The sequence below is a fragment of the Nocardia shimofusensis NBRC 100134 genome, assembly GCF_001613125.1.
GTDB lineage: Bacteria > Actinomycetota > Actinomycetes > Mycobacteriales > Mycobacteriaceae > Nocardia > Nocardia shimofusensis.
This window is the reverse complement of record NZ_BDBT01000011.1, coordinates 84,551-99,791: the sequence shown is the minus strand read 5'-3', so window position 1 is coordinate 99,791 and position 15,241 is coordinate 84,551. Positions and strand designations below refer to the sequence as shown.

13 protein-coding genes are annotated in these 15,241 nt (G+C 69.8%); 12 read left to right on the top strand and 1 reads right to left on the bottom strand.

Features of this window, described 5'->3' with window-relative positions:
- The first annotated feature begins 22 nt into the window (after positions 1–22).
- The 5 genes from NS3_RS30055 to NS3_RS14555 are packed head-to-tail and all read left to right on the top strand — an operon-like array spanning position 23 to position 3,937.
- The gene (locus NS3_RS30055; RefSeq protein ID WP_067859740.1) at positions 23–349 is read left to right on the top strand and encodes an AMP-binding enzyme; all 327 of its coding nucleotides are present in this window, start codon (positions 23–25) and stop codon (positions 347–349) included.
- Positions 346–1,338 (top strand): pyruvate dehydrogenase (acetyl-transferring) E1 component subunit alpha, encoded by a 993-nt coding sequence (gene pdhA, locus NS3_RS14570; protein WP_174550474.1) that lies wholly within the window; start codon positions 346–348, stop codon positions 1,336–1,338. The genes NS3_RS30055 and pdhA overlap by 4 nt, the downstream gene beginning before the upstream one ends.
- Positions 1,332–2,303 carry an alpha-ketoacid dehydrogenase subunit beta gene (locus tag NS3_RS14565; RefSeq protein WP_067860028.1) on the top strand — a complete coding sequence of 324 codons (972 nt, stop codon included), beginning with the start codon at positions 1,332–1,334 and terminating at the stop codon, positions 2,301–2,303. Before pdhA ends, NS3_RS14565 begins: the two co-directional genes overlap by 7 nt.
- Complete coding sequence (locus NS3_RS14560; RefSeq protein ID WP_245649623.1) at positions 2,300–3,670, top strand: dihydrolipoamide acetyltransferase family protein; 1,371 nt, start codon at positions 2,300–2,302, stop codon at positions 3,668–3,670. The genes NS3_RS14565 and NS3_RS14560 overlap by 4 nt, the downstream gene beginning before the upstream one ends.
- 6 nt (positions 3,671–3,676) lie before the next feature.
- Positions 3,677–3,937 (top strand): acyl carrier protein, encoded by a 261-nt coding sequence (locus NS3_RS14555; protein ID WP_067859738.1) that lies wholly within the window; start codon positions 3,677–3,679, stop codon positions 3,935–3,937.
- Here the strand turns inward: NS3_RS14555 and adhE are convergent.
- Positions 3,918–6,587 (bottom strand): bifunctional acetaldehyde-CoA/alcohol dehydrogenase, encoded by a 2,670-nt coding sequence (gene adhE, locus NS3_RS14550; protein ID WP_067859729.1) that lies wholly within the window; start codon positions 6,585–6,587, stop codon positions 3,918–3,920. The genes NS3_RS14555 and adhE overlap by 20 nt on opposite strands.
- A 459-nt stretch (positions 6,588–7,046) precedes the next feature.
- Between adhE and NS3_RS14545 the strand changes: the two genes are divergently transcribed.
- The 7 genes from NS3_RS14545 to pgsA all read left to right on the top strand — a co-directional run bounded on the left by NS3_RS14545 (position 7,047) and on the right by pgsA (position 15,211).
- On the top strand, positions 7,047–7,382 hold the full coding sequence (locus NS3_RS14545; RefSeq protein ID WP_067860020.1) for a spore germination protein GerW family protein: 336 nt from the start codon (positions 7,047–7,049) through the stop codon (positions 7,380–7,382).
- Between the two features lie 757 nt (positions 7,383–8,139).
- Positions 8,140–10,383 carry a SulP family inorganic anion transporter gene (locus tag NS3_RS14540; protein WP_067859725.1) on the top strand — a complete coding sequence of 748 codons (2,244 nt, stop codon included), beginning with the start codon at positions 8,140–8,142 and terminating at the stop codon, positions 10,381–10,383.
- Between the two features lie 125 nt (positions 10,384–10,508).
- Complete coding sequence (locus tag NS3_RS14535; protein ID WP_067860017.1) at positions 10,509–10,940, top strand: TIGR02611 family protein; 432 nt, start codon at positions 10,509–10,511, stop codon at positions 10,938–10,940.
- A complete protein-coding gene (locus tag NS3_RS14530) occupies positions 10,937–11,575 on the top strand; it encodes a (2Fe-2S)-binding protein (protein WP_067859723.1) in 639 nt (212 codons plus the stop codon). Before NS3_RS14535 ends, NS3_RS14530 begins: the two co-directional genes overlap by 4 nt.
- Before the next feature lie 276 nt (positions 11,576–11,851).
- Positions 11,852–13,963 (top strand): threonine--tRNA ligase, encoded by a 2,112-nt coding sequence (thrS, locus tag NS3_RS14525; protein ID WP_373865309.1) that lies wholly within the window; start codon positions 11,852–11,854, stop codon positions 13,961–13,963.
- A complete protein-coding gene (locus tag NS3_RS14520; RefSeq protein ID WP_067859722.1) occupies positions 13,964–14,539 on the top strand; it encodes an ATP adenylyltransferase in 576 nt (191 codons plus the stop codon).
- Complete coding sequence (pgsA, locus tag NS3_RS14515) at positions 14,540–15,211, top strand: phosphatidylinositol phosphate synthase (RefSeq protein WP_067859719.1); 672 nt, start codon at positions 14,540–14,542, stop codon at positions 15,209–15,211.
- The last annotated feature ends 30 nt before the right edge of the window (positions 15,212–15,241 follow it).

Sequence of the window (15,241 nt, the reverse complement as noted above, 5' to 3'; positions counted from 1 at the left end):
TGTCATCAAGACCGCCGGGCACATGGTCGGCCCGTTCGAGGTCGAAAGCGCGCTGATGGCCCACCCCGCGGTGGCCGAGGCCGCGGTGATCGGTGTTCCCGACCCCGTCGCCGGGCAGCGGGTGAAGGGGTTCGTGGTGTTGCGCGCCGGCCGGGTGCCCTCGGCGGAACTGTCCGCCGAGCTGGTGGCGTTCAACCGGCAGGCGCTGGGGTCGGTGGCGGCCAGGGAGATCGATTTCGTCGAGGCGTTGCCGCACACCCGCAGCGGGAAGGTGATGCGCAGAGTGCTGCGCACTCGTGAGCTGGGGCTGGCCGCGGGCGATGTCTCGACGCTGGATCCGTCGTCATGAGCGCCGAGGCCACCGGTCCCGCGCCGCTCGACACCGCCGAGCGGCTGGACCTGTTGCGTCAGATGGTGCGCATCCGCCGTTTCGAACAACGATGCGTCCGGCTCTACAGCGAGGAGAAGATCCGCGGCTTCCTGCACCTCTACATCGGCGAAGAGGCCGTGGCGGCCGGTTTGCTCGGCGCGCTCGGGAGTGAGGACGCGGTGGTCTCCACCTATCGCGAGCATGGTCATGCGCTGGCCAGGGGCATCCCGATGACCGCGCTGATGGCCGAGATGTTCGGGCGCAGTGCGGGATGCAGTCACGGCCGGGGCGGATCGATGCACCTGTTCGACAGCTCGCGCAGGTTCTACGGCGGCAATGCCATCGTGGGTGGTGGGCTGCCGCTGGCGGTCGGGCTCGCGCTCGCCGACGTGCTCAGCGCCCGGCAGCGGGTCACAGTGTGTCTGTTCGGCGACGGAGCGCTGGCCGAGGGCATCTTCCACGAATGTGCCAATCTGGCCGCCCTGTGGCATCTACCGGTGCTCTTCGCCTGCGAGAACAACCAGTACGCGATGGGCACCGCGTTGCGGCGCGAGCACGCCGTGACCGATCTGGCTCTGCGCGCCGCCGGATACGGCATGGCGGCATGGCCGGTCGACGGGATGGACGCCGAGGCCGTCGCCCTGGCGGGCAGGCGGGCGGTGACCTCGATCCGCGCGGGCGGTGGGCCCTGTTTCCTGGAATTGCGCACCTATCGATTCCGCGCGCATTCCCTCTACGACGCCGACCGCTACCGCGACCCGGCCGAGATCGCGCAGTGGAAGGCGCGCGACCCGATCCCGCGTCTGACCGACGAATTGCGCGCCGCGGGCGCGCTCACCGAGGCCGACGCCGAGAACATCGAGCAGGCCGCGCACAACGAGATCGAGGCGGCGATCACCGCCGCGCTGGAGGCACCGGCCGAGCCGATCGCCGACCTCACCCGGCACGTGTACGCGGAGGAATCGTGACGACCTATCGGGAGGCGGTACGAGAAGCGCTGCGCGAGGCGTTGATCCGTGACGACCGGGTGTTCCTCATGGGCGAGGACGTGGGCGCCTACGGTGGCTGTTTCGGCGTGAGCCGCGGGTTGCTCGAGGAGTTCGGCCCGGAGCGCATCCGTGACACACCGCTGAGCGAGGCCGGCTTCGTCGGCGCGGGCATCGGCGCCGCGTTGGGCGGCATGCGCCCCATCGTAGAGGTGATGACGGCCAATTTCAGTCTGCTCGCCCTCGACCAGATTCTGAACAACGCCGCCACCTTGCGGCACATGTCGGGCGGGCAACTCGGTGTGCCGCTGGTGATCCGGATGGCGACCGGTGCGGGGCGTCAACTCGCCGCGCAGCATTCGCACAGCCTGGAAGCCTTCTACGCCCACATCCCGGGACTGCGGGTGCTCTCGGCGGCGACGGTCGAGGACGCTCGCACGATGCTGTGGCCCGCGCTGCAGGATCCGGACCCGGTGATCATCTTCGAACCGATCGCGCTCTACAACAGCGAATCCGACGCAGCCGAGCCTTCCGCCGTACCCGGCATCGATGCCGCGGCCGTCCGCAAGCCCGGCGTCGATGTCACGATCGTGGCCTACGGCGGCACCGTGCCGACCGCGCTCGCGGCCGCCGAGCGGCTTGCCGACGCGCACATCGACGCCGAGGTGCTGGATCTGCGGACGCTGCGCCCACTGGATACCGCGGCTGTTCTCGATTCGGTGGCGCGCACCCATCGTCTGGTGGTGGTCGACGAGGGCTGGCCGCGAGTGGGCATCGCGGCCGAGGTGGCGGCGTGTGTGGCCGAACACGCCTACTTCGATCTGGACGCGCCGGTGCGCCGGGTGTGCACCGCCGACGTGCCGATTCCCTATGCCAGGCAACTGGAGGAGGCGGCATTGCCCTCGGTGCCCGCCGTCGTGGCCGCCGTCGAGGAGGTGGTGGCGTGAGTGCGCAGTTCCGCATGCCCTCCCTGGGCGCGGACATGACCGAGGGCACCCTGTTGCGGTGGCTGGTGCGGCCGGGTGATCAGGTGCGGCCCGGCGACATCGTCGCCGAGGTGGACACCACGAAGGCGGCCATCGACGTCGAGTGCTTCGACGAGGGCACCATCGGCGAACTGCTCGTGCCCGAGGGCGCCACGGTCGCGGTGGGCACCCCGCTGGCCACGATCGACTCCGGCGTCGCGGCGCCCGCGGGCACGGCGACAGTCGCGGCGCAGGAGCCGACGGCAGCCCCGATCGGCACCGGCGCGCAGGACCGGCCGTCCGGTGAGACCCCGATGCGCGCCACCCCATTGGTCCGGCGGTTGGCCGAGGAAGCCGGCGTGGACCTGGCGGCGGTGCACGGCTCCGGACCGGCGGGACGAATCGTCCGCGCCGATATCGCCGCGCCGACCACGACGCGACCCCCGGATGCTTCGGCACGCGGCGAGACGATCCGAGCCTCCGGGTACGCGCGCCGTCTGGCGGCCGAGACCGGCCTCGATCTGGGCCGGATTCGCGGCAGTGGCCACAACGGGGCGATCCGTGCGCGCGACGTGGTCGACGTCCGCCCGGCGGAGGTCGTGCGGCCGGCACCGGCGCCGGTGCCCCAGGAAGGTCTGGCCGGCGCCGGCGAACGAGTCGCTCCGGCCCGGGACCGAGACGCGGCCCGCCGGGTCATCGCCACCGCGATGACCCGCTCCAAGCGGACGATCCCGCACTATTACCTGTCCAGCACCATCGACATGGACGCCGCGGCCGCCCGGATGCGGGAGTACAACCGCGCCCTTCCGGTCACGGAGCGGATCGTGGCCTCGGCGCTGTTGCTGTGCGCCGCGGCGCGCGCGGCCCGGTCGGTACCCGCGCTCAACGGGCACTGGATCGACGACGCCTTTCGGCCTGCCGCCGCCGTTCATCTCGGCATTGTCGTGTCCCTGCGCGGCGGCGGCATCATGGTGCCCACTTTGCCCGACGCCGACACGCTCACCGTCCGGGCCATGATGGGGGCGCTGCGTGAGCTGGTCGCTCGAACCCGCACGCAACGACTGCGGTCGCGCGACACCGTGCCCGCCACCCTGACGGTCACCAATCTCGGTGATCTGGGCGTGGATTCGGTGTTCGGGGTGATTCCCGTGCCGCAGGTCGCGATCGTCGGATTCGGCGCGGTGAGCGAGCGCCCCTGTGTGGTGGACACGGTGGTGACGGCGCGTACACAGGTCACCGCCACACTGGCCGCCGATCACCGCGCCACCGACGGCGCGATCGGCGCCCGCTATCTGAACCGGATGGGCGAGATCCTGGCCGGTGAGATCCCGCGGCATCTCGAGGAGTGACGAACCATGAACCGACCCGCCGTGTCCGGACCGCAGGCGGAGGAGATCGTCCGCGCCGCGCTGCGCGGATTCGCCGACGAGCCGCGCCTTCGCGAGCTCGGCCCGGACGATGCGCTGCGCGACGTCCTGGAGTTGGACTCGATCGACTACCTGACCTTCGTCGAACGGATCAGCGCCGCCGTCGGCGCGCGGATCGACGAGGACGACTACCCGGCCGTCGCGACGATCCGGTCCTGGTCGGATCTGGTCACGCGTCTTCGGATGTGATCTCCTCGGCACCGTAGTAGCCGAGCCGCAGCAAGCTGGTGATTTCGCTGATCAGTGGCATGCGCGGATTCGTGCGATTGCTCAGATCCTGGAAGGCTGTCATCGCCAATTCCGGCAGCGCGGAGAGGAATTCGTCCTCGGGGATGCCGATCTCGGCGAGGGTGCGTGGCACGCCGAGGCACCGGAGCAGGTCGTCCACGCCCTGGAAGAGGCGACGACGGCTCTCGTCGGGTTCGTGCCCGCCGAAGACAACTCGTCCGAGTTGGGCGTATTTCTCCGGCGCGACGTAGGCCGAATAGCCGGGCGCGGGCATGAATTTCGTCGGCAGGGAGGCGTTGTAGCGCAGGGTGTGCGGAAGGAACACGCCGTTCACCCGGCCGTGGGCGATGCCGAACCGCGCGCCGACGGCATGGGCGAGAGCGTGATTCGTGCCGACGAAGGCGTTCGAGAAAGCCAGACCGGCCAGTGTCGCCGCGTTGGCCATGTCGGTGCGGGCGGACAGATCGTCGGGGTGATCGTATGCCCGGGGCAGTGCCTCGAAGATCAGTCGAGCGGCCTGGACGCAGAAGGCGTCGGTGTAGGGCGAGGCGAAGATCGAGGCGGCGGCCTCGAGGGCGTGCGTCAGCGCGTCCACTCCGGTGTCGACGGTCAACGTGCGCGGCATGGACACCGCCAGCAGCGGGTCCACGATGGCGATGTCGGGCACGAGGGAATAGTCGACCAGGGTCTCCTTGCGGCCCGCGACGGTCAGGACCGCCGCGGGTGACACCTCCGAACCGGTGCCGGAGGTGGTCGGCACGGCCACCAGCCGGATCTTGTGCGGGTCCTGCGGGTACTCGGCCATCCGCTTGCGCGGGTCGAGGAAGGGCAGCGTGAGTTCGGCGACGTCCTTCTCCGGGTGCTCGTAGAACAGCCGGATCGCCTTCGCCGCGTCGATCACCGATCCGCCGCCGATCGCGATGAGCAGGTCCGGCGGCGACGCCTCGAGCAGCGCGACACCCCGCCGGATCGTGGCCTCGTCGGGTTCCGGCTCGACATCGCTGAACACCTTGAAGTGCTGGGCGCGGACGGAGCCGCGCAGTTCGTCGACCACGCCCCGCTGTTCGGTCAGCGCGTCGGTGACCACCACGACGCTGCGACACTCGACGTCCCGGAGATTCTCGAGGGCGCCCGCGTTGAAGAACGTGTTCGACGGCACCCGGAACCACTGTGGGGGCGTTCGCCGGTACGACACCGTCTTGATGTTGAGCAACTGCTCGTAGTTGACGTTCTCCGTGGTGCTCGAGCCGCCCCAGGTGCCGCAGCCCAGGGAGAAGGTGGGGGTGAGCTTGTTGTAGATTCCGCCGAGCGCTCCGACCGCAGTCGGTGCGTTGACCAGGATGCGTCCGGTGCGCACGGCCAGGCTGAACGCCTCGACCGCGGCGGGATCGTCGGCGTAGATGGCGGAGGTGTGCCCGAGGCCGCCGTGTTCGGTGACGAGCACGGCCGCGTCCACGGCGTGCTGGACGTCGCGGGCCCGCACGAGCCCCAGGACGGGCATCAGTTTCTCCTGTACCAGCGGATGCGCGGCGAGCTGGTCGAGATCGGCGGGCAGCGGCGCGAGGAGGACCTTCACCGCCGGGTCCACGGTGAACCCGGCGCGGGCGGCCAGGTCGGGCGCCTGTCTGCCGAGGGCCTCGAGATTCACCTTGTCGCCGCAGCCGAAGGCGAACTCCGCGATCGCGGCGGACTGTTCGTCGGTCAGCACATGCGCGCCCATCCGCTCGAACTCGGCGACCGCCTCCTCGTAGATGACGTCGTCGATGATGCAGGTCTGCTCGGCCGGACAGATCACCGAGGCATCGAAGGTCTTCGAGATCAGGATGTCGACCACAGCGCCGCGGATGTCGGCGGTGCGGTGCAGGTAGATGGGCGCGTTCCCGGGCCCGACGCCGAGCGCGGGTTTGCCCGCCGCATTGGCCAAGGCGACGATCTTCTGGCCGCCGGTCACCCAGATGAAGTCGACGCGTGGATGCTTGAACAGGTAGTGGGTGACCTCGTGCGCCGCGTCGGGGATGACCTGCAGCGCGCCGGGTGGCATGCCTGCCGCCTCGGCCGCTTCGCGCAGGATCTCCACCGTGCGCGCGCAGGACCGCACGGCGAACGGCGAGGGCCGGAACACGATCGCGTTGCGCGTCTTCGCCGCGACGATGGCCTTGTACAGGACCGTCGAGGTCGGATTGGTCACCGGGGTGATGGCCAGCACCACGCCGATCGGCTCGGCGACGCGCACGATGCTGCGCTCGACATCCTCGTCGATCACCCCCACGGACTTCTTGTCCCGGAGGTAGTCGTAGAGGAATTCGGTGGCGACGTAGTTCTTGACCACTTTGTCCTCGAAGACGCCGAAGCCGGTCTCCTCGACGGCCACCATCGCCAGCTCGGCCGCCGCCCGGATGCCGACCCGGACCATCGCCTTGACGATCGCGTCGACTTGTTTCTGATCGAGACGGCGGAAGGCTGCCGACGCGTCGCTCGCGGCGTCGACCACCGCGTCGATCTCGTCGTGCCGCACCACCGGCGGCTCGGCCGATTGCACGGCGCCGCTTGTCGCGCCGTCTCCGGTGCGGTCGACGGCCTGGGCTTCGGTGCCGATTCGAGTGTCGGTCATGGAGATCTCCTCGGATTGGAGATGCCGGTGTCGCCCTCGCGGACCCGCGTCGAGGGTCTCTTCGCGACATTACGCCGGGTTCCGGCCGCGGACTGTGGTCTCTGTGCACTTCGGCGGATTTTCTGCGGCACCCGGGCGCGGCCGGGTGCCGCGGTCCGCCGGACGGTGATCGAGGCCCGGCCGGCCGACCGGGGTGCCGATGGCCGACGGCAGTCGGCGGCGACCGAGTCGACGGTGGCCGCCGCGAGGCGTTGCCTGTCGCGATGCGGCACGACAGCGCCTACCCTTGGGGGAATTCCCGCGAGGCGGCGGGGCGACGGCGAGAGGGCCGTGATCTGCTGCCGACGACGACGTTGCCGACGACAACGTTACGACCATCCGTGGTGGAACCTGTGCGGACCTCCGGACCCGATGATCCGGACGACAGCGATCGAGTAACAGCAGTGCCAGGGAGGCATGATGAAGGTCGACGAGATACTCACCGCGGCCCGTGACGCCATGACGGTGAAGCGGGTGTACGCCGAGCCGATCGAACGGGACGGCACCACGATCATCGGTGTCGCCTCGGTCAGCGGCGGCGGAGGCGGCGGCAGCGGCATCGATGAGGAGGGACAGGAAGGCTCCGGAGCCGGTTTCGGTATGGGCGCGAAACCGGTGGGGGCCTACGTGATTCGCGACGGTCAGGTGCGTTGGCAGCCCGCGGTCGACGTCAACCGGCTGGCAACTGTGGCCGGAGTGGTCGCGCTGGCCGCGGTGATCGTGGCCGGGCGAATCGCATCGGCCCGCGCGCGCTGATCCCGGCGCCCGAAGCGGGACGGACCGGGTAGGTCGACGCCCCGAGTCCCAGCCGGAGCAGCACGCTGCCCGAGACGACAATCGAATGACACCGCCACGACAGCCCCGGCGACCACGACTCCGATCCGGAGAGAATCCGCTCGCCGGGGCTGTCGCGCCCGATCCGATAGGCGCGATCCGATAGGGGACGAGGCTGCCTGCCGCACATTCGCGGCGCAGCCGACGGGCACCTTCTCCAGCCTCGCCTCGGTGAAGCCTCCGAGGCCGATCGCTGTGATGCCGATCACATTCTCGTAGCGATTTGGTGATCATGATCATTACGGGCTTTTCGAAGTCTTTGGTCAGTCTTTACTATTGATCTCGGCCCGATCGCTTCGGGTCGCGCAAGGCTCGAGTGCCCCGCGTCGGGGCGCTGTGCCTCGTCTGCCACCGATCGTCCCGCCCGCACATGTTCCACCGATGAACCATCCGGCCCGCGAGGTCCGCCGATGGCGAAGGAGAAATATGTTCCCCGAGCCCCACGAGACGTCAGTGTCACCCGATGTCGCGGATTCCGTTGCCGGGTCACCGATCTCGGGTCGGATGTACGAGGTGCACCCGGGGTGCCCCGAGGCTCTGCCCTAGCGCGAGTCCGCCCCGCGTGAGCCCTTGCCGCGAGGCTCCTGGCTTCGCGATCAATTCTTCCGCAGCACAAGTCGATTCGTCAGCCGACCGCGCCCTCGTGTCGATCCGGGGCGGGTCGCGAAGGGAGACAGCCATGTCTATTGCGAGTGAACACTCCCCACCGTCGCCCGGCCGGGAAACCGGCTCGAACGCGCGCGCCCTCTACTGGAAATCTGTTGCCCGCCACGATGTTCCGGCCTCGATCGTGGTCTTCTTGGTCGCGCTGCCGTTGTCGCTGGGCATCGCTCTGGCCTCGGGGGCGCCGGTCGCCGCGGGGCTCATCGCGGCGGTAGTGGGCGGCATCGTGGTCGGCTGCCTCGGCGGCTCGGTGCTGCAGGTCAGCGGACCCGCCGCGGGCCTGACCGTCGTGGTCGCCGAGTCGATCGCGCAATTCGGTTGGCGGGTGACGTGTTTCATCGTCGTCGCGGCGGGAGTGTTGCAGATCCTGTTCGGGCTGAGCCGCGTCGCGCGTGCCGCGTTGGCGGTCGCGCCGGTGGTGGTCCACGCGATGCTGGCGGGCATCGGCGTGACGATCGCGCTGCAGCAGGCGCATGTGCTGCTGGGCGGCGACTCGCGCAGTTCCGCGTGGGCCAACCTGACCGCGCTGCCGGAACAGCTGCTCTCGATGAACATCGGCGCGACGCTGGTGGGTGGCGTGGTCGTCGCGCTGATGCTGGGTTGGCGGTACCTGCCCGCCCGTGTGCGGGTGGTGCCCGGGCCGTTGGTGGCGGTCGTCGTGGCGACCGTGCTCTCCCTGCTCGCGCCGGTGCAGGTGGAGCGAATCGTGTTGAGCGGCTCGCTGTTCGACGCGATCGCGCTGCCCGGCATCCCCTCCGGCGGCTGGGGTGCGGTGGCGCTGATGGTCCTGACGATCGCGTTGATCGCCAGTGTGGAGAGCCTGCTCTCGGCGGTCGCGGTGGACCGGATGCACAGCGGGCCGCGCACCGACTTCGACCGCGAGCTGATCGGGCAGGGCTCGGCGAATGTGCTCTCCGGACTGCTGGGCGGCTTGCCGGTGACCGGGGTGATCGTGCGCAGCGCGACCAACGTGCAGGCCGGTGCGCGCACCCGCGCGTCCGCCGTGCTGCACGGGGTGTGGCTGCTGGTGTTCTCGGTGGCCCTGGCCTCGGTGGTCGAGCAGATCCCGACCGCGGCGCTGGCCGGACTGCTCATCGTCATCGGTGTCCAGCTGGTGAAGATCGCCCACATCAAGCTCGCCCGCCGCACCGGCGATCTGCTGGTCTACCTGGTGACCATCGGCGGCGTGGTGCTGCTGAATCTGCTCGCGGGCGTGATCCTGGGATTGCTGCTCGCCTTCGCGCTGCTGCTGTGGCGGGTGGTGCGCGTCGCCATCGTCGCCGAGCCCATCCCGCAGTCACAGCGCTGGCTGGTTCGGGTGGACGGCTCGTGCACGTTCCTGGCGCTGCCCCGGCTGTTCGGTGAACTGGCGAAGGTGCCCGCGGACGCCGACGTGACCGTCGAGCTGACGGTGGACTTCCTCGACCATGCCGCCTTCGAGGCGCTGCAGGACTGGGTGCGCAGGCAGGAGAGCAGCGGCGGGAGTGTGGAATTCGTGGAGATCGGCAGTGTGCGGATGGCCGACGCCCTCACCGGTCCGCCCGCGCGCGGCCTCAGCCGGTCCATCTGGGACGAGGTGCTCGGGCCGTGGCGGCCCGCGCAGATCCCGCACCGCGATCCGGTGACCGCCGGGGTGGCGGCCTACCACCGCAGTCACGCCCATGTGGTCCGCCCGCACCTGGACGATCTCGTGCACCGGCAGGACCCGGATTCGTTCTTTCTCACCTGCTCGGACTCCCGGATCGTGCCGAACGTGATCACCAACAGCGGACCGGGTGACCTGTTCACCGTGCGCAACGTCGGCAATTTGGTGCCCGCGTGCGGGGACGCGTCGGTGGACGCGGCATTGGTCTTCGCCCTCGAGGAATTGAACGTGCGTTGCGTGGTGGTGTGCGGGCACTCCGGCTGCGGGGCGATGACGGCGCTGCACTCCGGCGGCGACACCGGGCCGGGAATCGCGCCCTGGCTGGTGCACGCGCAGCCGAGCCTGGAGCGATTCCTGGCCGGGCACCCCGTCGCAGAGGCCGCCCGCGCCGCCGGATACGGCGAGATCGACCAGCTGAGCATGGTGAACGTGGCGGTTCAGCTGGCGACGTTGCACCGCCATCCCGCGGTCCGCCGAGCGGTCGCCGAGCGCGGCGTCACGGTGTCGGGACTGTTCTTCGACATCGCCACCGCCCGGGTCATCGAAGTGACGGCCGAGGGCATCGCCGCGATCGGCGAGCGCGAGGTGGGCACGGGCCTGCCGGAACTGGTGTGAATCTCTAGGCTGGCAAGGTGAGCAGCGAGCTGGATTCGACAGGCGGCTCGATCCCGCCGAACCCGACGTCCGAAGCGCCGGATCGGGTGCGCACGACCGAGGACGAGGCGGCCGGGAGGAGGCGAATCGCCACATGGCGGCGCCGGACCTCCCGGGCGTTGCGACATCGCCTGCGCGCCTTCCGCGCCCGAGTGGCCGCTCGGCCTACGCTGAACCTCGCCTACCGGATCGGAATCGGTGTCGTCGGCACGGTCGTGCTGGCCATCGGCATTCTCGCGATTCCGTATCCCGGACCGGGCTGGGCGATGGTATTCGCCGGCCTGGGCATTCTCGCCAGCGAATTCGCCTGGGCACATCACGTCCTGGGCTGGGTGCGAGTCCGGTACCGGAAGGCGATGGCGTGGTACTCCGCGCGCGGCCTCGGTATCCGTGTGCTGGGCGCGGTCCTCACCGCCGCGGTGGTCGTGGCCACGCTGTGGGTACTGAACACGTTCGGATGGTTCGCCGGCTGGATCGGAGTCGATGGGGAATGGTTACGCAGTCCGCTACAGCGATGAGCACCGCACCCGCGATCGCGCTGACCCGTCCCGCGTGGGTGCGGGACCGGATCGCAGAGATGGGCGCGTCCTGGGGCACCACCGCACCTCGCGTGGCGGGCACGCTGTGGTGGTGCATGGTCGCCTCCGCGCTCGTCGAGCAGGTGGTCGCGGCGCGGGCGGCGGGTCGTCCGGCGCCACCGGCCGGGCTGGAGGCACTGGACTGCCGGATGCGTCCCGACGGCGGGGTCGAGCGGATGCTCGCACATCCGGAACGCGACGTCCGCAGGGCGGCGGCCGGTGACGCCGACCTGGTCGCCGCGCTGTCCCTGCGCGAGACGCTCACCCGGGTGATCCCGGTCGTGGCGCAGGTGTCCGGTGCGGGCATGCCCGCGCTGTGGGCGGTCGTCGCCGACGCGATCGGCAACCGGGCGATCGACGCGGGCGCTCCGCGGGTCGCGATCGCGCTGGCCGAACAGGTCGGCGGAACACTGCCCCTGCCCCGCTTCGTCGAGGCGGGCGGGCGCACCTTCGTCCGGCGCATCTCCTGCTGCCTGGTCTTCGAGGTGCCCGGCGCCACCATGTGCACCAGCTGCCCCAAGCGTTCGTCGGACGAGCGGGCCGCTCTTCTGGAGAGCTACGCCGCGGGCCGCTGAGCCGCCGCCCGTCCGTGCGAACGCCCGGCCGCATGCGCGTGCCGTTTCCATTCGCGCTGCCGTTGTACGCGCGCTGTGTCGGGTCGTCGTGCCGCGCGCGGCTGCGTCTCACGCCGCGCGCGGCTGTGTCTCGTGTCGGTCGTGTCGTGTGGCTGGACCGTGTCGTCGTGCCCCCGCGTCCGCGAGACGGATTCGACGCGAGAGCGCCGGTCCATCGACACGCGGGCGCGCGGGTGCCGATAGCATGGTCGCGCCGGAGCGGATACGTCGCCGGTGATGCCGCGCGGGAACTCGCCCGCCCCCGAACATGCCAAGGAGAGCGCCGTCGTGACGACCTCAGCCCCGCTCAGTCCGTCCACCCTCGTCCGGGTGCCGGCCGGGACTACGGCCGGCGCCGCGGTGCGGGAAGCGGGATTGCCGACGAAGGGCCCGGACACCGTCGTGGTCGTCCGCGACGCCGAGGGCACGCTCAAGGATCTGTCCTGGATTCCCGAGGCCGACACCGAGGTCGAAGCCGTCGCCGCGTCCACCGAGGCCGGGCGCAGTGTGATCCGCCACTCGGCCGCGCACGTGCTCGCCCAGGCGGTCCAGCAGGAGTTCCCCGAGGCCAAGCTGGGCATCGGCCCGCCGATCAAGGACGGCTTCTACTACGACTTCCGGGTCGAGCGGCCCTTCACCCCGGAGGATCTGGTCAAGCTGGAAGCCAGGATGAAGAAGATCATCAAGGGCGCACAGCGCTTCTCGCGCCGGGTGGTCGAGATCGACGAGGCCAGGACCGAGCTGGCGAACGAGCCGTTCAAGCTGGAACTGATCAGCGACAAGTCCGGCATCGACGACCCGGAGGTCATGGAGGTCGGCGGCGCAGAGCTGACCGTCTACGACAATCTCGACCCGCGCACCGGCGAGAAGATCTGGGGCGATCTGTGCCGCGGCCCGCACATCCCCACCACCAAGTTCATCCCCGCCTTCAAGTTGACCCGCAGTTCGGCCGCCTACTGGCGCGGCGACCAGAACCGCGAGGACCTGCAGCGCGTCTACGGCACCGCCTGGGAGTCGCCGGAGGCGCTGGAGGAGCACCTGCACGTGCTGGCCGAGGCCGAGCGCCGCGACCACCGCAAGCTGGGTCTGGAGCTGGATCTGTTCAGCTTCCCCGACGAGCTGGGCTCGGGCCTGCCGGTGTTCCACCCCAAGGGTGGCATCATCCGCAAGGAGCTCGAGGAGTACTCGCGGCGGCGGCATGTCGCGGCGGGCTACGAGTTCGTCAACACCCCGCACATCACCAAGGGCCACCTGTTCGAGGTCTCCGGCCATCTGGACTGGTACCGCGACGGCATGTTCCCGGCCATGCATCTGGACGCCGAGTACAACGACGACGGCACCGTGCGCAAGCCCGGCCAGGACTACTACGTCAAGCCGATGAACTGCCCGATGCACAACCTGATCTTCCGTTCACGCGGGCGCTCCTACCGCGAGCTGCCGCTGCGGATGTTCGAGTTCGGCTCGGTGTACCGGTACGAGAAGTCCGGCGTGGTGCACGGCCTGACCCGAGTGCGTGGCATGACCCAGGACGACGCGCACATCTACTGCACCAAGGAGCAGATGCACCAGGAGCTGACGAACACGCTGCAGTTCGTGCTCGGTCTGCTCGCCGACTACGGCCTCGACGACTTCTACCTGGAGCTGTCCACCAAGGACCCGAAGAAGTTCGTCGGCTCCGACGAGATCTGGGAGGAGGCCACCGAGACCCTGTCGAAGGTCGCGCACGCCTCCGGTCTCGAGCTGGTGCCCGATCCGGGCGGCGCCGCCTTCTACGGCCCGAAGATCTCCGTGCAGGCCAAGGACGCGCTGGGCCGCACCTGGCAGATGTCGACCATCCAGCTCGATTTCAACCTGCCCGAGCGGTTCGACCTGGAGTACACCGCCTCCGACGGCACCAAGCAGCGGCCGGTGATGATCCATCGCGCGCTGTTCGGCTCGATCGAGCGTTTCTTCGGGGTGCTCACCGAGCACTACGCGGGCGCGTTCCCGGCCTGGCTGTCGCCGGTGCAGGTGGTGGGCATCCCGGTCGCGGAGGCCTTCGCCGGGCACCTGGACACGGTGATCGAGGCACTGACCGATCAGGGTGTGCGCGCGCACGTGGACCGCAGCGACGACCGGATGCAGAAGAAGATCTTCAACAACACCGCGCAGAAGATCCCGTTCATGCTGCTGGCAGGCGCGCGCGATGTCGAGGCGGGCGCGGTGAGCTTCCGCTTCCGCGACGGCACCCAGGTCAACGGTGTCCCGGTCGCCGATGCCGTGGCCACCGTGGTGGCGTGGATCGCCAACCGCGAGAACGCCTCTCCGACGGCGGAGGGCTTCGAGATCGTGTCGGCGGGGGAGAGCTAGATGAGTATCGCGGACAGCACGGGCGACGACACCGAGCGTGGCGGCATCGTCGACGTCGGGGTGGGCGAACCCGATCGGCTGCAACGGATCTGGACCCCGTACCGGATGTCCTACATCACCGAGACCCCGGCCTCGCGCCTGGGCAGCACCGGGCACCCGTTCACCGACATCCCCACGATGACCGACGAGGACGGGCTGATCGTGGCGCGCGGCGAGACGGTCTACGCGGTGCTCAACCTCTATCCGTACAACCCGGGTCACATGATGGTGGTGCCCTACCGCAGGGTCGCCGACCTCGAGGAACTCACCGAGGCCGAGAGCGCCGAGCTGATGGCGTTCACCCAGCGGGCGATCCGGGTGATGAAGAGCGTGTCGCGTCCGGTCGGTTTCAACGTGGGTCTCAACCTCGGCGGGGTGGCGGGCGGCTCGCTGGCCGACCATCTGCACCAGCACATCGTCCCGCGCTGGGGTGGTGACGCGAACTTCATCACCGTCATCGGCGGGGTCAAGATGATGCCGCAGTTGCTGGGCGAGACCAGGAACCTACTCGCGCAGGCGTGGAAGGAAATGGAGTAGGTGCTCAGCTTCTTCGGCCGTGAGACCTTCGCGAAGGCGACCGCACCGCTCGGCCGGGCGCTCGTCGGCACCGGTCTCACCCCCGACGCTGTCACGCTGATCGGCACTGTCGCCTCGATCACGGCCGCGGTCACGCTGTTCCCGACGGGTCATCTGTTCTGGGGCACCCTGCTGATCTGGCTGTTCGTCATGTTCGACATGCTCGACGGCGCGATGGCCCGGGCTCGCGGCGGCGGCACGAAATACGGCGCGGTGCTCGACGCCACCTGCGACCGGATCGCCGACGGCGCGATCTTCGGCGGCCTGGCCTGGTGGGCGGTCTATCACGAGAACAACAGGTGGCTGTTCGCCGCGACGCTGGTGGTGCTGGTGACCTCGCAGGTCATCTCCTACGCCAAGGCACGCGCCGAGGCCAGCGGCTTGTCCGCCGACGGCGGCCTGATCGAGCGCCCGGACCGTCTGGTCATCGTGCTCGTCGGCGCCGGTCTGACCGGTATCGCCGGGCACTGGGGCATCGAATGGCTGACCTGGGCCGTACACGTGGCCATGTGGACGCTGGCGGTGCTGAGCATTGTCACTGTGTTCCAGCGCGTGCTCGCGGTGCGCAATTCGCCCGGCGCGCGCGAGATCATCCCGCCCGCCGCGAAGGCCTCCTCGGGGGACTCGCGATGAGCGTCGCACGGCCGCGCTCCACCGGCGACG